This is a genomic window from Stenotrophomonas sp. CASM106 (genome assembly GCF_049384825.1).
GTDB lineage: Bacteria > Pseudomonadota > Gammaproteobacteria > Xanthomonadales > Xanthomonadaceae > Stenotrophomonas > Stenotrophomonas muris.
Map to the genome: position 1 here is coordinate 174,622 of NZ_JBMRFS010000005.1, position 18,938 is coordinate 193,559.

An 18,938-nucleotide genomic window follows, 5' to 3' on the forward strand; every position below is an offset into this window, starting at 1 on the left:
CCCGAGGAAAACGTCATGGCACAGCATGACTACAGCAAAAAGGAAGTCCTGGACATCGTCGAGCAGGTCGCCCGGCAGAAGGGCATCCCGGTCGATGACTTCATGCGCTTCGCGCACATCGAGACCGGCGGCACCTTCAACGAGCGCGCCCACAACACCTCGACCGGCGCCAAAGGCCTGTTCCAGTTCGTGCCCGGCTCGGCCCGCCAATACCACCTGACCGGCCACGAATTCGACCCGACCCGCAACACCGAAGCCGCCGCGCAGATGTACCAGGACAACCTGGGCTCGATGGCGCGCCGCAATGAGCGCACCGGCCACCCGTACCTGTCCGGCGGCGACACGCCGACCGGCCTGGACCTGTACCTGGCCCACCAGCAGGGCAGCGCCGGCTATGGCTCGGTGCAGACCGCGATCGCCACCGGCACCTTCGGCGTGGTCCGCAACGGCCATGGCGAAGAGATCAACATGCGCCGCAACGTGCTCAACCAGATCGGGTCCGATGCCAAGGCGCTGACCGGCCACACCCTGGCCGAAATGCGTGGCATGAACGACGGCGACCTGGCGCGGACCTTCTCCAGCTACTACATCCACAAGTACGCAGCGATCAGCATCCCGGAAAAGCACATCACGCCGCAGACCGTGGCACCGGGCCAGGCCCAGGCTCCAGGCACACCTGCGCAGACCGCCGCAGTGGGCGCCGCTGCGGCCACGCTGGCGGCGACCGCAACGGCTCCTGCTGCGCCGAAGCCGGGCATCGAACTGCACGCCGCGTACGACGCTGGCGTGAAGTACGACGATGTGAAGTACGCCATCAACATCCCGGGCCACGCGCTGTACGTGCCGGGCAAGACCGGCAAGAACGTGGACCAGGGCTACATCGATTGCTCCGGCTGGGTCGGCACCCTGCAGAACCGGACCATGGACGAGATCAACCAGAAGGCCGGGCACGCTGTCTTCAGCAAGGCCGACCGCATCGACCTGGGCAACCTCGGTTCCGGCGGCATCGTGCACAAGGCCGTCGAACAGTCCGGCGTGCTGCTCGAGCGCGACGCCATCCTCAAGCCCGGTGCGCTGAAGGAAGGCATGGTCATCGGCCTGGATACGGCCAGGACCCGCCACGAGCACTGGAATGGCATCGACCACATCGTGATGGTGGTGCGCGACCCGAACACCGACAAGCTGCTGATCAGCCAGTCCACCGGCAGCAAGGGCGTGCACACCATGCCGGTGGAGGATTACCTCAAGCAGGTGAAGGACCACCCGCACTGGAAGCTGTTCGCGTCGGACCCGTTGTCCAAGGCGCGCGACCTGCTGGAAAGCCGCACCCAATCGCATGAGCAGACCCAGGGCAAGCCTGCGGCCGAACACAAGGCCGCTGCCGCCCCGCACGCCGAGCTGTACAAGCCGGGCGCGCACAGCGAGGGCGTGCGCAAGGTACAGGAGCAGCTGGGCCACCTCGGCTATGCCGGGGCCGACGGCAAGCCGCTGGTCGAGGACGGCCGCTTCGGCCGCAATACCGAAGCGGCGGTACGCCAGCTGCAGAAGGACAACGGGCTGGTTGCCGACGGCATCGTCGGTGCGAAGACGCTGGATGCGATCAAGGAGGCCCGCGAGCGCCCGCTGCTGAACGACGAGCGGCACCCGCGCCATCCGATGTACCTGCAGGCCACCGAAGGCCTGGAACGGATGCCGGCGGGCACCTTCAAGGACCGCCACGCGCTGGAAAGCGCCGCAGCGGCCCTGACCAGGGAGGCGCATGCCGCCGGCCTGCAGCGCATCGACGCAGTGGTGCCCAGCCCGAACGGTGAGCGCCTGTTCGCCGTGCAGGGCACGGTCGGTGACCCGGCGGCCAGCCGCGTTGCGGTGGAAACCCGCACCGCCAGCGAGCAGAGCATGGCGCTCAGCAGCGGCGCGGTGCAGGGCGCGCCGAACGTGCTGCACCAGCAGCAGGACGCGCAGCAGGAACAGACCCGCCAGGTGCAGAAGGCCATGGGCGTCTGAGCCCGCAGCGCCTTGCAGACCGGGAGGGGCCGCGCCATGCGCGGCCCTTTCCCTTTCTGCCAGCTGAGCGGTAAAAGCCACTTTCAGCCTTGCTTCATGCCGCCTGCCGCTAGATGAATGCGCAAGCCGCCCGGTAGGCCAGGCAATGTTCCGGCAATGTCGGAACGCCAGCGTGGTCTCCACGGCAGCCGGGCGCCCCGCGCCCTCCCTGCCCAGCGTGGCATGCACCTCACAGGAGAACCGAACATGCTCAGTACTTCCACACTCAGCTTCCGTGGTCTGGCGATGGCGCTGGCACTGGTTGCCGGTGTCGCCGTGGTCAGCGATGCCAGCGCGATGTCGAGGAAGGACAAGCGCACCCTGGTCGGCGCCGTGGTCGGTGGCGTGGCCGGCAACCTGCTCTCGAACGGTGATCCTGCGGCCACCGTCGGCGGTGCCGTGGCCGGCGGCGCGATCGGCAACCTGACCACCTCCGATCGCCGCGACCGCCGTTACTACGACAATCGCCGTTACGACGACCGCTACGATCGCCGTTACGACCGTGGCTACTACCGCAGTGGCTACTACGACCGTGGCGATGACCGCCGCTGGCAGCGTGAGCGCTACTACGACAACCGCTACTACCACGACCGCGGCCGCCATCGCGGCTGGTAAGCAGCGCCGACATACCGATGACGCGGAGACGGGCGGGTCGATGACCCGCCCGTTTGCGTTGGCCACGCGCATGGCGTTGAATGCGCAGCCTTGGATGTGACTTTCCCGATCGGACTGTGGCATGACATCTTCCTCCCACCGCGTGCAGGGCCTCAACAACGACGAGGTCGCTGCCGACTGGCCACCGATCAGCGCGGCGGACATCGCGTGGCTGAGTACGCGTTACCCGCAGCTGGGCGGGCACAGCCAACCGCGCTGGCACAGCCCGCGGCCGCTGTCTGCCGCCGCCATCGTCGACGACACGCGCGGCGCGGTGTTCATCAAGCGCCACCACCACAGCGTGCGCAGCGCGGCCTGTCTGGAAGAAGAACACCACTTCATCGCCCATCTCGCCGCCGCCGGCGTGCCAGTGGTGCAGGTGCTGCCGGCCACCGATGGCCACACTGCGGTCGAACACGGCGAATGGACGTTTGAACTGCACGATGTCGGCGTGGGCGACGACCTGTATCGCGACGCGGTGTCGTGGTCGCTGTTGACCGATGTCGCGCAGGCCCGCGAGGCAGGGCGCACGCTCGCACAGCTGCACCGTGCCGCCGCCAGCTACCACGCGCCCCAGCGCAGCACCCATCTGCTGGTGGCGCGCGACGACCTGATCCGTGCCGACGATCCGATCGCCGCCATCAAGGCAGGACTGGATGAACGTCCCGGGCTGGCACGCTATCTCGCGCGCATTCCATGGGAAGCACAGCTGCAGCGCGACGTGCTGCCGTGGCACGCCGGCCTGGCCGAGCGCCTGCGCGCCGAGCCCCGGCTGTGGGCGCACAACGACTGGCATGTCTCCAACCTGCTGTGGCGCAACGGCGAGGTCAGCACCGTGCTGGATTTCGGCCTGGCGTCGCCCACCAGCGCGCTGTTCGACCTCGCCACCGCGATCGAGCGCAACGCAGTGGCGTGGCTGGAACTGGAGCGCGGCATGGAGGCAGTGCGCATCGATATCGCGCTGGCCCTGCTCGACGGCTACCGCGAGGTGCTGCCGTTGTCGGCGGCACGCGTGCACCTGCTGGCCGACCTGCTGCCAATGGTCCATTTCGACTTCGCACTGTCCGAAGTGGAGTACTTCGAAGGTGTCACCCGCTCAGCCGCGAATGCCGACGTGGCCTGGCAGCCCTTCATGCTGGGCCATCCGGCGTGGTTCCACAGCGCGCCGGGACGGGCACTGCTGCAGGCCCTGCACGCCGTCGCGTGATCCGGTTGACGCAGCGTTGGGGTCAGATCCCTTTCCGCAGGAAAGGGATCTGACCCCGGCTGGCGCTCGCAAATCCGTACCATTTGTAGTGAAATGGTCACCTGAAGCGGGGGTGCCTGGATCTGCCAGGCTGAGAGAGTCCCTTGGAACCTGATCCGGTTTGCACCGGCGTAGGGAGCTTTGAGCCGCAGCCACACCCCCATCATGGGCCGGTGCACCTGCGCGCCGTCGCTTCGTCTCCCTTGTTGTCCGAAGACGAACCGAATGAACCGCTGCCTGCGCCCCACCCTGCTCTCACTCGCCCTCTGCGCCGCGCTGCCGCTGCATGCCAGCGAGGCCGAGGCCACCACCGATGCGGCTGCCACTGGTGCCGAACGCTCGCCGACCGAACTGGCGGCGGTGCGCGTGGAGGCCGGCAAGCCGAAGGCCGATACCTCGCGCGTGAATGCCTTCGGCGGCGGTTCGTGGAAGGACACGCCGGCTTCGGTGAACGTGCTCGAGCGCGACTATCTCGACCGTCGCCAGGTACGTTCGCTGTCCGAGCTGGCCAGCAACGATGCCTCGCTGGGTGATGCGTATGCACCTGTGGGCTACTACCAGAACATCGCCATCCGTGGCTTCGCCCTGGACGCCGCCACCGGCTACCGCTTCAACGGCCTGTCCATCGCCGGCGAACAACGCCTGGCGCTGGAGAACGTGCAGTCGGTGGAGATCCTCAAGGGTGAAGCCGGCCTGGCGGCAGGGGTGATGGCGCCGGGCGGGATCATCAACTACATCGGCAAGCGCCCGGCCGAAGTGCGCACCGCCACGCTCGGTACCGATTCGGAAGGCTCGCGCTACGTCGCCGTCGATGTCGGCCACTGGATCACCCCGCGTTTCGGCCTGCGCCTGAATGCCGCATGGGACTCCAGCAATTCCTACGTCGCGCACGCCGATGGCCGCCGCAACTTCTACTCGCTGGCCGCCGACTGGCTGATCGGCGAGCGCGGCAAGCTGGAAGTAGATGCCAACTACCAGACCAGCTCGCAGCGCTCGGTGTCCGGCTACCAGCTGCTGGGCGCGCGTGACCTGCCGCGCGGTGTCGACCGCGAGCACCTGCTCGGCTACCAGCCGTGGCAGCGCCCGGTGGATATCGCCAGCACCAACATCACCGCGCTGCATACCTACGACTTCAACGATGCCTGGCAGTCGCGCGTCTCGGTCGGCCACAGCCGCTCGGTGATCGATGACAACGTCGCCTTCGCCTACGGTTGCTACTACGCCGTGCTGTGCGCCGATGGCAGCGTGCCGGGCAACTACTTCGCGCCCAACGGCGACTATGACGTCTACGACTACCGCAGCCCGGACGACACCCGTCGCAACCAGCAGGCCCGTGCCGAGCTGCGTGGCCGCTTCGAGACCGGCAGCGTCGGCCATGAACTGACCGTCGGTGCCGACTACTTCCGCCGCACCGTGGACAAGCGCCCGAGCGTCAACGAGTACGTCGGCACCAGCAACATCCACGAAGCACCGGTGCCGGTATTCGCGCCGTCGCCGAAGATGCCGGGACCGTCCGCACGTCGCCTGGACAGCCGCCAGACCGCGTTCTTCGCGCTGGACCGGATGAGCTTCGGCGATGACTGGCAGTGGCTGGCCGGTGGCCGCTTCGTGCGCCTCGATGAGCGCGCCTACGACAAGCGTGGCACCCCGCAGCGGCACAGCCGCTTGTCGCGCTTCCTGCCGCAGACCGCGGTGGTGTGGAAGGCCACCGACCAGCTCAATGCCTATGCCAGCTACGTGCGCGGCATTTCGCTGGGCCAGGAAGCGCCGTTCTGGACCAGCAATGCCGACACTTTCCTGCCGTCGGTGCAGTCGCGGCAGCTGGAAGTGGGCGTGAAGTACGTGCCGGTCGAAGCACTGACCTTGGGCGCGGCGGTGTTCCGCATCTCGCAGCCCTACCAGTACGCCAGGCCCGACAGCAGCGACGTCGGCTACACCTTCGTCGAGGAAGGCACGCAGACCCACACCGGCCTGGAGCTGACCGCCAACGGCCAGCTGACCGACGCACTGCAGATCGTGGCCAGCGCCAGCGTGCTGCAGGCGCGCGCGCGCGACACCGGCACGCCGGCCTATGAAGGCCATCAGCTGGTGAACGTGCCGAAGGTACGCGCCAGCGTGCACGTGGCCTACGCGCTGCCGTTCGTGCAGGGCCTGGACGTGACCGGCGGCTGGCGCTATGCCGGTGCCAACGTGGCGCGCGCCGACGGCGGCGTGCGCGCACCGGACTACTCGGTGTTCGATGCCGGCCTGCGCTTCCAGCATCGCCTGCACGAACGCGCGGTGACCTGGAACCTGTCGGTGGACAACGTATTCAACCGCTTCTACTGGCGCGATACCGGCAGCAGCGGCGGTGACTACTACCTGTTCCCCGGCGCACCGCGACAGGCCCGCCTGTCGGTGACGTTCGCGCTGTGAGCGGCGTGATGCTCGAGTGGACCGCCGCACTGTGCAGCATCCTCGGCGTCTGGCTGATGGCCCGGCGCCGGCTGGCGGCGTGGCCGGTGGGCCTGCTATCGGTGGCGCTGTATGGCCTGGTGTTCGCCGAGGCCAAGCTGTACTCGGACACCCTGCTGCAGATCGCCTTCGGTGGTTTCCTGGTCTATGGCTGGCTCAACTGGCGGCAGCATGCCGCCGATGAAGGCAGCATCCGCATCGTGCCGCTGGCACGCGGCACGCTGCTGCGCGACCTGGCCATCGGCCTGTGCGGTGGCGTGGTGCTGGGTGCAGCCATGCACAGCTTCACCGACGCTGCCCTGCCGTGGTTGGATGCGCTGCTGACCGGTCTGAGCCTGGTCGGGCAATGGTGGCAGGCCCGCCGCCACGTGGCCTGCTGGTGGGTGTGGATCGCAGTGGACGTGGTCTATGTGGGTGCGTACCTGTTCAAGTCGCTGCACGTGACCGCCGCGCTGTACGTGTTCTTTCTCGGCCTGGCCGTGTTCGGCCTGCGCGCATGGAGCGCCGCCGCGCGTGAACCGCAGGTGGCAACACGGTAGCGCCACGCCATGCGCGGCCGGGCTACCGGTAGTCGCCAACCTGGGTTGGCGCGCGCCTGCCGACCAAGGTCGGCATCTACCCACCACATCCACGCATGGCGTGGATCTACTTCGGCTCCAGCAGCAGGCCCAGGCGCAGCGGCTGGCGCATGTCGGCCGGCGGTGCCGCCTGCAACGGCGCGGCCTGCAGCGTCGCGCGCAGGTCGGCGTCGACCTGGGCATCGCCCAGGCTGTCAAATTCCAGTTTCGAAATACGGCCGTCCGCCGCGATCCACACGCTCACCGGCAGCGGTGCCGGTGTGTCAGGGTGCGCCTGCAACCACGCCAGCACACGCTGCGCCTGCGGGTCCTGCTCCTGCTGCAGGCGCTGCTGCAGCTGGCCACCCACGACGGCGGCGTAGGCCATCCAGTGCGCAGGGGCTTCCTGCGCGGAAACGCTGGCACTCCCCAGTGCCAACGCGCCGAACACCGCGGCCAGACGCCGCCACCAGCGGCGTAGGCCGGTCCTGTTCCCTGCCATGGCCATCACCTGCCTCCTGCGCTCCCATCCAGCGCGCCATGGTCGGCGCCCTAGATGACAGGCAGATGGCGGCCGGTGATGGCCCGGCGCGATCACTCGCCCAGGTCGGCCAGCACCTTGCGCGAGGGCGCGAAGAAGGTCACGCCGGTGGTGGCGGTGGAGAAGTCGAGGATGCGGTCATGCAGCGGCGCAGGATTGCCGATGAACATGCGCTCGAGCATCTTCTCGATCACCCACAGGCGGCGGGTGTAGCCGATGAAGTAGGTACCGTACTCGCCACGCCCCGGGTTGGCGAACGGCATGTTGTCGCGCAGGATCTCGTGCTCGCCGTCGGCATCCTCGATGGTGCACAGGGTCTTGTGCGATTTCTGCGCATCGGCCGGCGCGTCGTCCAGCTCGATGTTGTCGTGCTTGGTGCGGCCGATGATCGCCTCCTGCGCCTCGGTCTTCTGCGCGCGCCACGCATCGAGGTTGTGCAGGTACTTCTGCACCACCACGTAACTGCCGCCGGCATGCTCCGGGTCCTCGTCACCCACGATCGTGGCTTCCGGCAACGACAGCCCTTCTGGGTTGGCGGTGCCATCGACGAAGTCGAGCAGGTCGCGGCCATCGAAATAGCGGAAGCCGGCCACGTCATCGACCGCTTCGACCGCATCACCGAAGGCCATCAGCAGGTTGCGCTCGAACGCCACGATCAGGTCCATGGTGCGTGCGCGGATGTGGTACAGCAGATCACCGGGCGTGGACACGGCGGTGTGGGTCGCGCCCTTGATCTCGCGGAACGGCTTCAGCTCGCGTGGCGGCGTGGAGCCTACCAGCGGCTGCCACACGCGATGGCCGATGGCCACGTTGCAGGTGAAGGTGCGCTCGATCTCGCGGATGGCGGTGTTCTTGATCAGGTCATCGGTGCTGGCCAGCACCTCGCGCGCCTTGGCGATCGACGCCTCGTCATCCTTCACCTTCAGCACCAGGAACGCCGCCGAATGGGTGAGCGGCGCAGTGATCTGCTGCGGCTCGTTGTCGAGCGTGTGGTTGACGGCGGTGATCGGTGCGGGCTGGGAGTTCACGGCGGTTCCTGCTGGCTTGAGGCGGACGCATCGCGTGTGGCGATGTGCGGGCGATCATAGCGGAACCGCCTGACCGGGGACGGAGCGGTTCTCGTTCCGTCCACCGGCGAAGGTACGAAGACCTCAGTCCACATCACTCCAGACCGCCAGTTCGTAGCCATCCAGATCGCGGAAGTGGAAGCGGCGGCCCCCGGGGAAGGCGAACACCGCCTGCACCACTTCGCCACCGGCGGCGACCACGCGCTGCTGTGCGTCGGCCAGGTCCGCGCAGTACAGGATCACCAGCGGTCCTCCGTGAGCACGCAACGGCGCGTCAGACACGAAGCCGCCCTTCAGCCGGCCATCGTCGAACTCGGTGTAGGACGGACCATAGTCGGTGAACTGCCAGCCGAACACCTCGCCGTAGAAGCGTTTGCTGCGGGCGATGTCGGCGACGTTGAATTCGATGTTGTCGATGCGGCGTTCGGCTTCGTGGGTAACTTCGTGGCTCATGAGGTTGCTCCGTGATTGGAACCCCAGCTTCGGTCAGCGCGGCACGGCGGTCTTGAACAAAACGGCCATCATTGTCCCCACTCCAGGCGCAGCTCGCTGGCGGTCATGCCAGTCAGCTCGCGCGCCTCGCGGCTGAGATGGGCCTGGTCGGCATAGCCGGCATCAGCGGCCAGCATCGCCAACGAATGCTGTGGCAGCGCGCGACTCTGGCGCAGGAAACGTTGCAGCCGCAGGATCCGCTCCAGCGTCTTGGCGCCGTAGCCGAACTGCGACTGGCTGAAACGCCGCAGGCTGCGCGGGCTCAGGCCCAACTGCGCCGCCAGCGTATCCAGCGTGGCATTACCCGCGGCGAGCGCTTGGAACAGGACATGGGCGCGCTGCGCCGGCGTATCGAGCGCGGCCGCACCCATGTGCTGTTGCAGGCAGTGCGCCATTCGCTGCAGGCGCTGTGCAGGCGCGGTGTCGCCGATGGAGGCCGCCGCCTTGTTCGCCCACGCGCCCTTCAGATCAGCCAGTGGCACGGCCTGGCCGATGATCCCGGCCAGCGGCAGGCCCAGCGCGGCCAATGCCTGGCCGGGGCGGAAGCGTGCGCCCAGCACCTGCGCACCGGGTGCCAGCGCCGGGTGCGCGGCCACACGGTCCGGGCCGACGACGAACAGCGCACCGTCGCGCCAGAGGATATCCACGCAGCCATCGGGCAATACGGTGATGTGCCCATCGGCATCGGCAGGGAGCTGGCTCTGCCACAGCTGGCCGAAGCGGCCACGCAGCGGCGCAGGCGTCAGATGTTCCTGGTAGGTCGTGCCGGTGCCTGCAAGAGAGAAAGGGTCGCCCATGCCGCATTGTGGCGCCACGGGGCCCATAAAAGTGAAGCCCGGCGCGAGGCCGGGCTTCGGTTGGCGTGTGGGAGAGAGAGAGAGTCACACGCCAGCACAACACGCACTAACGACAGGCGTTTGTTACCAGGTGAAGCGCGGGCCCACGAACCACTCGCGGTCGCCGGCCTTGGCCAGCTTCACTTCGCCACTCAGGCCCCAGTTCTGGTTGAACTTGGCGGTGGCGCCGACGCGGCCGTAGAACTCGCCGTCCGGGTTGATGCCGTGCTTCTTGGTGTAGTCCTCGTAGCCGGCCATCACGTAGCCTTCCACGTACGGGTTGAACGCGGTGCGCACGCCGACTTCGGTCGAGTAGCCGTTGAAGTCCAGGCCATGCTTCATGTCGAACTTCTGGTACGCAACGCGGGCCACCAGGTCGGTGTTCGGTGCGATGCCGTAGTTGTAGCCGGCGCCGATGCGCCACTGGTCGACGTCATTCTTGAACTTGTCGGTCTCCTGCGCGCTGTAGTCGCCGAAGATGTGGAAGTTCGGGTGCACCGCCACGGAACCCTTCACCTTCCAGCCATCGGCGTCGCCGCCCTTGGCATCGGTGTTCACGTAGCCGCCTTCAACGTAGTTGTACGACAGGCCGTCGGTTGCCGATGCGGCGAACGGCAGGGCAGCCAGAAGACCCAGGGCGAGCAGCGAATTCTTGTTCATCGGGACACACCTTTAATTATTTTGGTTTCGTCGGCCGCCTCCCGGGAGGGGGAGAGAGAGGAGGCGGTCGACAGGTGTGAATTATCCGTTAGGGGGTCTAATCAACCCTGAATATTGAACTGACTGGTGTATAAATAAGGCTGGCGTTCAGGGAACTCCACATGCCGCACGCGTCCGTCGCATCACTGCTGTTTCCGCCCCATGCGCGCCGCGCGGTGCGGGTGCTGCTGCTCGTCGCCCTGCCGATGATGCAGCTGCCAGCCAACGCGGCCGAGCGCGCCCAACCTTCTGCACGCATCGTGGTACAGACAGACGATGTCACGCGTTTCTTCAGCGTGCTGGATGCCACTGGCGGAAAACCAAGTGCCGAAGACCTGCAGCGCGGCTATCTGGACATCGGCACGGAGGCGTTGCGCAGCTTCACCGGCAGCCGCATCGGTTCAATGGAGCGTTTGGCCAGGGCCATCCAGGACAAGCCGGCGTTGTTCGCCAGGGCGCGGGCCTGTGCAGCGGCATTGCCGGCGATCCGCGCGCGGGTTGCCGACGCACTCGATCGGTTGGGCACGCTGCTCCCCACTGCACGTTTTCCTCCGGTCACCGTGCTGGTCGGGCGGGGCAACAGCGGCGGCGTCACCACCGAAGATGGTGTGGTGATCGGTCTGGAAGCACTGTGCAACGCCGACTGGATGCAGCCTGACGTCGGCGATCGTTTCGTGCACCTGATCGCCCATGAGTACGTGCACGTGCAACAGCCCGGTGCGAGCGTCGATGTCGCGCAGCCCACCCTGCTCTATCAGACGTTGCTTGAAGGCGGCGCCGAGTACGTGGGTGAACTGATCTCGGGGCAACCGGCCAGCGCGCATCTGCGTCGCTGGGCCCAGGGCCGCGAATGTGCGCTGGAGCGCGCGTTCGTACAGGACAGCGGGGGCACCGATCTTTCGAAGTGGCTGTACGACGGCCCCGGCGATGAAGCACGACGTGGAGATCTCGGATACTGGGTCGGCTACCGCATCGCGCGCAGCTATGTTTCCCGCGCGCCAGACAGGACCAGGGCCATCGCCACGCTGCTGGATGTGCGGCCCGACACCGCCGCGACCGTGTTCGAGGCGAGTGGATGGACGCCTGCCTGCACTGCTGCCAAAGGCGTGGAAACGCACGTGCTGTGAGAGCCGCTTCATACTGATGAATTGGCGACCTTGAACAGGCACAAGGCACGCCGCCGACGTAGATCAGCTCGCCTGATTCCGCTTGTTAATGTTGGGTCAGGGGCCGGCTTCACAGTGCTTCCACGTATTCAAATTCCAGCTGAAAGCGCTTGGTAGCGGCGGGAACAAACGCCGCTATATTCCAGCTTCCCCAGACGAAGGAGGGAGTGCAATGAACCTGAACCCGCAACACATGAAGACGGCCCGCGCACTTGCTGTGGCTCTCATCGCCACCGTAAGCCTTGGCGCCTGCGCGTCATACAAGAACGAGTTTGCAACCATCAACTCGCGTCTCGATCAGCTCGACGTCAAGGTGCAGGGCGCTGCGCAGAGCGCGGAGTCCGCCAACCAGTCCGCACAGCAGGCCAATCAGCGCCTGGACCAGATCGAAGGTCGCGTGCAGCAGCTTGAAAGGGCACCTGCCGGCCGCAAGCCGCGCGGGTAATCGCTCCCTCACCGTTTTGAATTGATCCACCTCTGTATCGGGTGCATCGGGACCCAGTGGCCTTCACCGGCCACTGGCATCCTTCCACCCACGATTGCATTGCAAGGAGCCGTCCCATTCGTACTTCCCCCTCCCCTGCACGCCGCGCCCTCCATGCCTCCCTGGCCATGGCACTGGCCGTTGCGTGCAGCGGCGTAGCCAACGCCAGGGACAAGGACGCACCTGCACCATCGGTCGCCGCCGTTGATGAACTTCCGCCCGACCAGAGCGTGTCCGAGACAGTGATCGAGCTGGCCGGCTGGGTGGTCGCCAGCAAGGACAACCAGGGCTATCCGTTTGCGGTCATGGACAAGGCGGCGGCGCAGGTTCTGGTCTTCGGCGGCGACGGCAAGCTGCGCGGCGCAGCACCGGCGTTGTTCGGTTCGGCGATCGGCGATCACTCCGCACCGGGCGTCGCCAAGCTCGCACTGAGCGCGATTCCCGGCCACGACCGCACCACGCCTGCCGGCCGCTTCATTGGCGGTTACGGCCCGTCCGACGATGCCGGACGCGTGCTGTGGGTGGACTACGATTCCGCAGTCTCGATGCACCCGCTGCCGCCGGGCAGCCCGAAGGAAAAGCGCGCCGAGCGGTTGGCATCGCCCTCGCCGGACGACAACCGCGTCACCCACGGCTGCATCAATGTCTCGCCCGCGTTCTACGAGCAGATCGTGCAATCCACGTTCGAGAAGGGCGGCGTGTTCTACATCCTGCCGGACAAGGATTCGATCGCGAAGACGTTCCCGGAGTTCGCGCAGAGCCGTGGGGATGCAAAGGACGAAGGCGAGAAGGGCGCGCGGCGCGCGAGCAGATAGAACACGCTCACATGCTGCCTCGCGGTTTCTCCGCGAACAAGCCTGTCCAAGCGCGATCAGAACCAACGGCACACGTCTTCGCTGGTTGCCATCATTGGCTGATGCCGGCCTCTGGTCGATTGCAGACACCAGGCTGGCAGTCCCTTCTTCAATCACGCCGATATCGCCGGGCGACTCGGCCCCGTTCCGGCATCCGGCTGGCGGTGAAACATGTCGCGCTACTATGTACACAATGGCTACAGTGGCTGGTCCTACGGTACGCCAAGCAATCCCCAGCTGATCTCGCCGGAGGATGCTGCCAAGCTGATGAAGTCCGCTGGGCTCAGTTCCATGCAGGTTTCCACCACCCTGCCACCCGCCCAGTATGCCGAGGCCGGAACCAGACTTTTTGACGTGACTGGCGGCAATCGATTCCTGTTCTTTGGTGACTACACCGAGTGTTTTGATGTTGACGCGGGGAAGGTCTCTTCGCCGCTCATCATCGACTGGTCGGCGGTCTGACACTATCGATGTCCGACTGCGTTCTCTGCCCCGCTCTGTCGTCATCGGCTTGGTGCGGCACCCGTACGCCACGTCATCAACTTCGACCCATGTCGCATATTCCCCTTGCTGCTACGGCCGTTGCGGCGCCTGCGTCTGCGACGGCTTAACAGCATGCAAGAATGCTGAAAGCGTCTTTGATCGAACGCTGTTTGCAACTTGTCTGATTGGCGTTTCGCAGCGACGGCGGTACAGATGGCGTGCCACCGGAAAAAGGTGGCCGGGCCTCGAAAACCCGTGGCAATGCGTACGTTGTATGCGCCTGCCCGTCGGCGTCACCCAGTGTGGCGCCGGCGGGCAATTCGTCTGCCGACTATGGCGGGCGGAGCGTGGAGGCCTTGTGCCTGCCGGCCTTGTACGCACTGTCCCGGTTTTCGAGCCACGTCTCCGCCCGCCACCTTTGCGTGGCGGATGCCGTCTGTCCTGCACGGAGCCTCTGCCATGAGCACACCCGAATCCTCCCGACTACGCACGCAGTACGTACCCGCCAACGCGGACGCGCCTTCGGAAGCGGCGCACGCGCACGATCCTCTCGGTTTCATCGCCACGCTCGACCGCATTGGCAAGGGCGCCGCCGCCGACGGTCAGCCCTGGCCGGAACGTCATCAGATGCCCGGCCGCCGCATGGCCTTGGCCGACGCGGACTGCGCATTGACCGGCCTGCGCGTGGCGCTGGAAATGCTGCTGGCTGCCGAGCGCGTGCGCCAGAACGGACCCGACGAGGAGTACGTGGGCGACCGGGTGATGGAGGGCCTGATGATGGTCAGTCTGTCGCTGACCGCACAGGTCAGCGCACGCATGCGCCCGGAAGGGTGACACGGGGAACATCGCTCACTGCAACGCCGGGCACGGCCCGGCGCTGCGGCGCGCGCCACATCACTCGCAGAGTGCGCTGTCTTCCTTCAACGCGGCATCCTGCAGTGGCTGGCGCTGTTCGATCTGCGCACGTTGTTCCGCCGTCGGCTCACCCAGCCACCACACACGACAGCGCGCGGTAAGACGGCCGACCATCTTCGCCTCCGTCGGCGAATACAGCATCGCCAATGCGGTGCCCGGGCAGTCGTGGGCCTGGCAGGCGGTATAGAACCACCACGGCTCGCCCTGCAGCACCAGCAGCTCACCGGGCCCGCTGGGGCCGCTCAACAGCCGCTGGCGCAGCGAGGGAATCTCCTTGTCGCTGGATTCGGCTGCCGAGGTGTCCTTCATAAGGGTGTTGAAGGCCGCCAGCACCTTCGGGTCCTTGCGGCCGCAGTCGTCCACGGTATTGCCGCCCACCAGGGTGAAGAAATGCGTCGCCAGCGGGTTGTCCGTGCAGGTGAGTTCGCCGCCGGCACTCGGGTCTTCCGGTTCGCCTTCGTTGTCCCACACCGAGGGATCCACGCCATCTTCGATGGATGGCGCCTTCTCGCCCACCGTTGCCGTGGCCGCAGGTGCTTCTGTGGCCGGTGCTGGTGCGGCTGGTGCTGCATCGGGTGCCGGTGCCTGCCCGCAGGCGGCCAGTAATGCGACCGTCAGTGCCATCCCTGTGATTCGAATCTTCATTCCCTGTCCTTGTCTGATCTGCGCTGCATCCAGCAAATCGGCAGCCGCGTGATTCTAACCAGCACCGTGCCAGGATGCGTTCGTAGCGTCCCGTCATCGCCTGGAGCCGGACGCATGCGCCGTACACGACTCGCCATGATCTTCTGCAGTGCCCTGCTGCTGGCATCGCCGGCAACTGCCCACGATGCAGAAGGCGCGAAGCCTGCACAGCCTCTCCCGGGCGCAGCCCTGCCCGCACCGCTGGAGCGCGTACTACGCGATTACGAGCGGGCGTGGCGCTCGGCTGATGCCAGGGCATTGGCTGCGCTGTTTGCCGAGGATGGTTTTGTACTGCAGAGCAACCAGCCGCCGGTGCGCGGGCGTACTGCGATCGAGGCCGCGTATGCCGGCCAGGGCGGCAGTCCGTTGCGGCTGCGGGCGTTGGCTCACTCGGTGGAGGGCAACACGGGCTACATCATTGGTGCGTATCGCTACGGCAGCAACGAGGGGGACACCGGCAAGTTCACGCTGACCCTGAAGCGCGTGGGCGACGGGCCGTGGTTGATCTTCTCGGACATGGACAACACCAGCGCGCCGCCACGGGCGCGGTGATTGCCGCCGTCGGGCGCCAACCAAGGTTGGCAGCTACCAGAAGCGGGTTCGGCAGTAGATCCACGCCATGCGTGGATGGCTCGCGCACATAAAAAACCCCGGCACGTGGCCGGGGTTTTTCGATTCACTTGAACAGCGTGTCCGGGTATTCCGGTTTCTGTTCCCGCGCCAGCAGTGCGCGCAGGCCTTCTTCCGGGGTCTGCTCGCCGTGCAGCACGGCACGCACGCCGTCGGAGATCGGCAGGTCGATGCCATGGCGGCGTGCCTGTCGCATCACTTCGTCGGCGGTCTGCACCGACTCGACCACCTGGCCGATTTCGCGCACGGCATCCTGCAGCGTCTGGCCACGGCCCAGGGCCAGGCCCAGGCGACGGTTGCGCGACAGATCGCCGGTGCAGGTCAGCACCAGATCGCCCAGGCCGGCCAGGCCCATCAGCGTTTCCGGCTTGGCGCCGATCGCCGCAGCCAGGCGCAGCATTTCATTGAGACCGCGGGTGATCAGGCCGGCACGGGCGTTGAGGCCCAGCTGCATGCCATCGGCCACGCCGGTGGCCACCGCCAGCACGTTCTTCATCGCACCGCCCAGCTCGGCACCGACCATGTCGTCGCCGGTGTAGGCGCGGAACGCCGGGCCATGCATCGCCTCGGCCACCGTCTGCGCGAACTCGGGCACGTCGCCGTGCACGGTGATCGCGGTGGGCAGGCCCTGGGTTACTTCCTTGGCGAACGACGGCCCGGTGACGACGGCCAGAGGCACGTCCTCGCCCAGCACTTCGCGCGCCACTTCATGCAGGAAACGGCCCGAACCGGGTTCGAAGCCCTTGGTGGCCCAGGCCACGCCGGCACCGGCCGGACGCAGCGGCGCCAGCGCACGCACGGTTTCACCGAAGGCATGCGACGGGGTCACCACCAGGATCCAGGCCGCGCCTTCCACCGCCGACGCCAGGTCGGTGGTGGCACGCAGGCTGTCCGGCAGCGGGATGCCCGGCAGGTAGCGCGGGTTCTCGTGGCGCTGGTCGATGGCCTCGACCACGGCAGCGTCGCGCCCCCACAGCACGGTCGGATGACCGTGCCGTGCGAGCAGGCTGGCCAGCGCGGTTCCCCAGGAACCGGCGCCCAGCACGGCGATCTTGTCAGCGGGAGTGCTCATCCGTGACGTCGCGGCAGGAATCAGGCGTTGCCAGCCGGCTCGGAGTCAGCCAGCGACGGTGCGTCGCCCTGCTCCTGGCGCTGGCGCAGGGTTTCTGCGTACAGGCCTTCGAAGTTGATCGGCTGCAGGAAGAACGGCGGGAAGCCGCCGGCCTGGATCAGGTCGCTGATCAGCTGGCGCACGTACGGGAACAGGATGTTCGGGCACTGGGTGCCGAGCAGCACGTCGATCGACTGCGGGTCCAGGCCGACCAGGCCGAACACGCCGGCCTGCTTCACTTCGGCCACGTAGGCGGTGCGCTCACCGGCCTGGCAGGTCAGGGTCACGGCCAGCACGACTTCGAAGGCGTTCTCACCCAGGCGCTGCACCTGCTGGTTCAGGTTCAGCTGCAGCTCCGGCTGCACCTGGTCATTGAAGATGGTCGGGGCGTTCGGCGACTCGAAGGAGACGTCCTTGACGTAGATCTTCTCGACGGTGAAAGCGGGGCCGGTGGCGGCATCGACCGGCGCAGCAGCGCCGTTGGTGATCTCTTCGGACATTTCCAGTAACTCCAATGAATGCAATGAAAACGATGGTCGAATTACTGCGATGGGGGCGGGATCAGGCCCATACAAGGCCGGATCCGCCACCTGCGGCAATCAGTTGCGGCCCTTGACCAGCGGCAGCTCGGCCTGCTGCCAGGCGGGAATGCCGCCGTCGAGCACGTAGACCTTCTCGAAGCCGGCCTTCTTCAGCGCCTTGGCGGCGGTTTCCGAGGCGTTGCCGCTGCGGCACACCAGCACCACCGGCGACTGCTTGGCGTTGGCCACCAGCTTGTGGTCCGGGCCGAAGGCACTGGCCTGGGCGTTGCGGCTGCCGGCAATGTGGCCCTTCTCGAAGTCACCGCTGGCCGAGAGGTCGACTACCACCGTGCCGCCCGCGTTGATCAGCTGGGTCAGTTCGGCGGGCTTGATGCCCTTGAAGCCCCGGAACAGGCGGCGGATCTCGGTGACGATGATGGCCACGGTCAGGCCGACCAGGGCCGCGGACAGCATCGGGTTTCGGCCTGCAAAGGCCAGCAACTCTTCGTAATTCACTCAGGTCACGGGTCGATTAAGCGGGCGCCGATTGTCGCACAAGCCGGACGCGGCCCGTCACTGCCCCTTCCACAGGTCCGGCAGGCCGGCGGTCTGCCACCAGCGCTTGGCTTCCGGGTCCCAGCGCCAGCGCTCGACCACGACCACCGTGCGCTCGGCCTGGGTGTTCTGGTTGATCACCCCGATTTCGACCCGGCGCTCGACCAGTCCCCCGTCCAGTGAGGCACTGCTGCGCTCGCGGTAGGACGACACGCGCAGCTGCGCGTAACGGTTGAGCTCGAACTCGGTGGGCGGCTTTTCCTTGCGCAGCTTGGGGTCGAGGTAGCCGATGGCATCGTCCATGCTGCCCCAGCGGATGGTCGCCCCGTAGGCGATCTGGGTCTCTTCCAGCAGCTTGCGCTGCTTGCGGCTGAGGTCGTCGGCCGAGGCCACGGCACTGGCCAGCAGCAGGGAACAGATCAGGAACTGGATCAGGCGGCGCATCGGTGGTTTCCCCAGAACGTCAGCCTGCCATCCTACCCTTTGGCGAAGGCAACGAAGCGACCGCTGAATTCGGCGGCGGGCTTGCCATCGGCGCCGGGCTGGGTGGCGATGATGCTGATGCGGGCCTTGCGGCGTTGCCGGAAGGTGTTCAGGAATGCGTCCCAGCCGGTGGCCTCGGCCGCTTCGGCGTGGGCGTGCAGGTCTTCGTAGACCGGGGCCAGGTAGCGCAGGTTGCTGTCGGCCACGTAGACCTCGGCATCGTGGCCGGCCAGGCGCAGGCGCAGGCTGACCAGCGCCCAGCCGGACAGGGTCAGCACCGAGGCCAGGCTGCCGCCGAAGGCGTTGCCCTTGTCGTTGACGTTGGCGGCCAGCGGCGCGGTGATGCGCAGCACGCCATCGGCATAGCCGTCGAGCTGGATCTGCATGGCGCGCACCGCCGGCATGCAGTCCAGCACGTCCTGCAGGGCGGCCAACGAGGAAGTCAGGGCATCAACGGACATCG

General features: G+C 66.8%; 22 protein-coding genes and 1 riboswitch. Of the genes, 11 read left to right on the plus strand and 11 right to left on the minus strand.

Features of this window, described 5'->3' with window-relative positions:
* The first annotated feature begins 15 nt into the window (after nt 1-15).
* From VG556_RS13995 to pnuC, 5 genes are all read left to right on the plus strand, one after another.
* A complete protein-coding gene (locus tag VG556_RS13995) occupies nt 16-2,004 on the plus strand; it encodes a peptidoglycan-binding domain-containing protein (RefSeq protein WP_100450935.1) in 1,989 nt (662 codons plus the stop codon).
* A 246-nt stretch (nt 2,005-2,250) separates the two neighbouring features.
* Nucleotides 2,251-2,658: a glycine zipper 2TM domain-containing protein gene (locus VG556_RS14000; protein ID WP_014645533.1), complete on the plus strand. Its 408-nt coding sequence runs from the start codon at nt 2,251-2,253 to the stop codon at nt 2,656-2,658.
* Between the two features lie 121 nt (nt 2,659-2,779).
* Entirely contained in the window at nt 2,780-3,904 is a 1,125-nt protein-coding gene (locus VG556_RS14005) for a phosphotransferase enzyme family protein (RefSeq protein WP_100450879.1), read from the plus strand.
* Between the two features lie 98 nt (nt 3,905-4,002).
* Nucleotides 4,003-4,098, plus strand: a riboswitch (TPP riboswitch).
* 70 nt (nt 4,099-4,168) lie between these two features.
* Complete coding sequence (locus VG556_RS14010) at nt 4,169-6,358, plus strand: TonB-dependent receptor (RefSeq protein WP_100450878.1); 2,190 nt, start codon at nt 4,169-4,171, stop codon at nt 6,356-6,358.
* Between the two features lie 8 nt (nt 6,359-6,366).
* On the plus strand, nt 6,367-6,936 hold the full coding sequence (pnuC, locus tag VG556_RS14015) for a nicotinamide riboside transporter PnuC (protein ID WP_100450934.1): 570 nt from the start codon (nt 6,367-6,369) through the stop codon (nt 6,934-6,936).
* A gap of 106 nt (nt 6,937-7,042) precedes the next feature.
* Here pnuC and VG556_RS14020 read toward each other — a convergent pair whose 3' ends face one another.
* The 5 genes from VG556_RS14020 to VG556_RS14040 form a co-directional block, all read right to left on the minus strand.
* A complete protein-coding gene (locus tag VG556_RS14020) occupies nt 7,043-7,462 on the minus strand; it encodes a hypothetical protein (protein ID WP_100450877.1) in 420 nt (139 codons plus the stop codon).
* 86 nt (nt 7,463-7,548) lie between these two features.
* Entirely contained in the window at nt 7,549-8,523 is a 975-nt protein-coding gene (locus VG556_RS14025) for a Dyp-type peroxidase (protein ID WP_049405218.1), read from the minus strand.
* A 123-nt stretch (nt 8,524-8,646) separates the two neighbouring features.
* The gene (locus VG556_RS14030) at nt 8,647-9,015 is read right to left on the minus strand and encodes a VOC family protein (RefSeq protein ID WP_100450876.1); all 369 of its coding nucleotides are present in this window, start codon (nt 9,013-9,015) and stop codon (nt 8,647-8,649) included.
* A gap of 68 nt (nt 9,016-9,083) precedes the next feature.
* Nucleotides 9,084-9,851: a helix-turn-helix transcriptional regulator gene (locus tag VG556_RS14035; RefSeq protein WP_100450875.1), complete on the minus strand. Its 768-nt coding sequence runs from the start codon at nt 9,849-9,851 to the stop codon at nt 9,084-9,086.
* 123 nt (nt 9,852-9,974) lie between these two features.
* The gene (locus VG556_RS14040; protein ID WP_005411880.1) at nt 9,975-10,550 is read right to left on the minus strand and encodes an Ax21 family protein; all 576 of its coding nucleotides are present in this window, start codon (nt 10,548-10,550) and stop codon (nt 9,975-9,977) included.
* 161 nt (nt 10,551-10,711) lie between these two features.
* Here VG556_RS14040 and VG556_RS14045 point away from each other — a divergent pair, with 161 nt between their 5' ends.
* The 5 genes from VG556_RS14045 to VG556_RS14065 all read left to right on the plus strand — a co-directional run bounded on the left by VG556_RS14045 (nt 10,712) and on the right by VG556_RS14065 (nt 14,410).
* On the plus strand, nt 10,712-11,716 hold the full coding sequence (locus VG556_RS14045) for a DUF2268 domain-containing putative Zn-dependent protease (protein ID WP_238381499.1): 1,005 nt from the start codon (nt 10,712-10,714) through the stop codon (nt 11,714-11,716).
* Nucleotides 11,717-11,927: 211 nt separating this feature from the next.
* Entirely contained in the window at nt 11,928-12,200 is a 273-nt protein-coding gene (locus VG556_RS14050) for a hypothetical protein (RefSeq protein WP_010487149.1), read from the plus strand.
* Between the two features lie 167 nt (nt 12,201-12,367).
* Nucleotides 12,368-13,054, plus strand: a complete 687-nt coding sequence (locus tag VG556_RS14055) for a L,D-transpeptidase (RefSeq protein WP_032959359.1) — start codon at nt 12,368-12,370, stop codon at nt 13,052-13,054.
* Nucleotides 13,055-13,264: 210 nt separating this feature from the next.
* On the plus strand, nt 13,265-13,555 hold the full coding sequence (locus VG556_RS14060) for a hypothetical protein (protein WP_100450874.1): 291 nt from the start codon (nt 13,265-13,267) through the stop codon (nt 13,553-13,555).
* 480 nt (nt 13,556-14,035) lie between these two features.
* Complete coding sequence (locus VG556_RS14065) at nt 14,036-14,410, plus strand: hypothetical protein (RefSeq protein WP_032959357.1); 375 nt, start codon at nt 14,036-14,038, stop codon at nt 14,408-14,410.
* Nucleotides 14,411-14,470: 60 nt separating this feature from the next.
* On the opposite strand, the gene VG556_RS14070 is transcribed toward VG556_RS14065, so the two are convergent.
* The gene (locus VG556_RS14070; RefSeq protein WP_100450873.1) at nt 14,471-15,136 is read right to left on the minus strand and encodes a hypothetical protein; all 666 of its coding nucleotides are present in this window, start codon (nt 15,134-15,136) and stop codon (nt 14,471-14,473) included.
* 135 nt (nt 15,137-15,271) lie between these two features.
* Here VG556_RS14070 and VG556_RS14075 point away from each other — a divergent pair, with 135 nt between their 5' ends.
* Nucleotides 15,272-15,727 (plus strand): YybH family protein, encoded by a 456-nt coding sequence (locus VG556_RS14075; RefSeq protein WP_069118171.1) that lies wholly within the window; start codon nt 15,272-15,274, stop codon nt 15,725-15,727.
* A 124-nt stretch (nt 15,728-15,851) separates the two neighbouring features.
* On the opposite strand, the gene VG556_RS14080 is transcribed toward VG556_RS14075, so the two are convergent.
* The 5 genes from VG556_RS14080 to VG556_RS14100 form a co-directional block, all read right to left on the minus strand.
* Nucleotides 15,852-16,877 (minus strand): NAD(P)H-dependent glycerol-3-phosphate dehydrogenase, encoded by a 1,026-nt coding sequence (locus tag VG556_RS14080; RefSeq protein WP_005420929.1) that lies wholly within the window; start codon nt 16,875-16,877, stop codon nt 15,852-15,854.
* A gap of 20 nt (nt 16,878-16,897) precedes the next feature.
* Complete coding sequence (gene secB / locus VG556_RS14085; RefSeq protein WP_005407596.1) at nt 16,898-17,416, minus strand: protein-export chaperone SecB; 519 nt, start codon at nt 17,414-17,416, stop codon at nt 16,898-16,900.
* A 99-nt stretch (nt 17,417-17,515) separates the two neighbouring features.
* The gene (locus VG556_RS14090; RefSeq protein ID WP_014645505.1) at nt 17,516-17,953 is read right to left on the minus strand and encodes a rhodanese-like domain-containing protein; all 438 of its coding nucleotides are present in this window, start codon (nt 17,951-17,953) and stop codon (nt 17,516-17,518) included.
* A gap of 57 nt (nt 17,954-18,010) precedes the next feature.
* Nucleotides 18,011-18,436 carry a hypothetical protein gene (locus VG556_RS14095; RefSeq protein WP_014035526.1) on the minus strand — a complete coding sequence of 142 codons (426 nt, stop codon included), beginning with the start codon at nt 18,434-18,436 and terminating at the stop codon, nt 18,011-18,013.
* Between the two features lie 32 nt (nt 18,437-18,468).
* Nucleotides 18,469-18,936 (minus strand): YiiD C-terminal domain-containing protein, encoded by a 468-nt coding sequence (locus VG556_RS14100; protein WP_005407593.1) that lies wholly within the window; start codon nt 18,934-18,936, stop codon nt 18,469-18,471.
* Nucleotides 18,937-18,938: the final 2 nt, after the last annotated feature.

Coding starts and splice junctions, on each gene's coding strand:
- VG556_RS13995 (WP_100450935.1), top strand. CDS start 16: ATGGCACAGCATGACTACAGCAAAAAGGAAGTCCTGGACATCGTCGAG.
- VG556_RS14000 (WP_014645533.1), top strand. CDS start 2,251: ATGCTCAGTACTTCCACACTCAGCTTCCGTGGTCTGGCGATGGCGCTG.
- VG556_RS14005 (WP_100450879.1), top strand. CDS start 2,780: ATGACATCTTCCTCCCACCGCGTGCAGGGCCTCAACAACGACGAGGTC.
- VG556_RS14010 (WP_100450878.1), top strand. CDS start 4,169: ATGAACCGCTGCCTGCGCCCCACCCTGCTCTCACTCGCCCTCTGCGCC.
- pnuC (WP_100450934.1), top strand. CDS start 6,367: ATGCTCGAGTGGACCGCCGCACTGTGCAGCATCCTCGGCGTCTGGCTG.
- VG556_RS14020 (WP_100450877.1), bottom strand. CDS start 7,462: ATGGCCATGGCAGGGAACAGGACCGGCCTACGCCGCTGGTGGCGGCGT.
- VG556_RS14030 (WP_100450876.1), bottom strand. CDS start 9,015: ATGAGCCACGAAGTTACCCACGAAGCCGAACGCCGCATCGACAACATC.
- VG556_RS14035 (WP_100450875.1), bottom strand. CDS start 9,851: ATGGGCGACCCTTTCTCTCTTGCAGGCACCGGCACGACCTACCAGGAA.
- VG556_RS14040 (WP_005411880.1), bottom strand. CDS start 10,550: ATGAACAAGAATTCGCTGCTCGCCCTGGGTCTTCTGGCTGCCCTGCCG.
- VG556_RS14045 (WP_238381499.1), top strand. CDS start 10,712: ATGCCGCACGCGTCCGTCGCATCACTGCTGTTTCCGCCCCATGCGCGC.
- VG556_RS14050 (WP_010487149.1), top strand. CDS start 11,928: ATGAACCTGAACCCGCAACACATGAAGACGGCCCGCGCACTTGCTGTG.
- VG556_RS14055 (WP_032959359.1), top strand. CDS start 12,368: ATGGCACTGGCCGTTGCGTGCAGCGGCGTAGCCAACGCCAGGGACAAG.
- VG556_RS14060 (WP_100450874.1), top strand. CDS start 13,265: ATGTCGCGCTACTATGTACACAATGGCTACAGTGGCTGGTCCTACGGT.
- VG556_RS14065 (WP_032959357.1), top strand. CDS start 14,036: ATGAGCACACCCGAATCCTCCCGACTACGCACGCAGTACGTACCCGCC.
- VG556_RS14070 (WP_100450873.1), bottom strand. CDS start 15,136: ATGAAGATTCGAATCACAGGGATGGCACTGACGGTCGCATTACTGGCC.
- VG556_RS14075 (WP_069118171.1), top strand. CDS start 15,272: ATGATCTTCTGCAGTGCCCTGCTGCTGGCATCGCCGGCAACTGCCCAC.
- VG556_RS14080 (WP_005420929.1), bottom strand. CDS start 16,877: ATGAGCACTCCCGCTGACAAGATCGCCGTGCTGGGCGCCGGTTCCTGG.
- secB (WP_005407596.1), bottom strand. CDS start 17,416: ATGTCCGAAGAGATCACCAACGGCGCTGCTGCGCCGGTCGATGCCGCC.
- VG556_RS14095 (WP_014035526.1), bottom strand. CDS start 18,436: ATGCGCCGCCTGATCCAGTTCCTGATCTGTTCCCTGCTGCTGGCCAGT.
- VG556_RS14100 (WP_005407593.1), bottom strand. CDS start 18,936: ATGTCCGTTGATGCCCTGACTTCCTCGTTGGCCGCCCTGCAGGACGTG.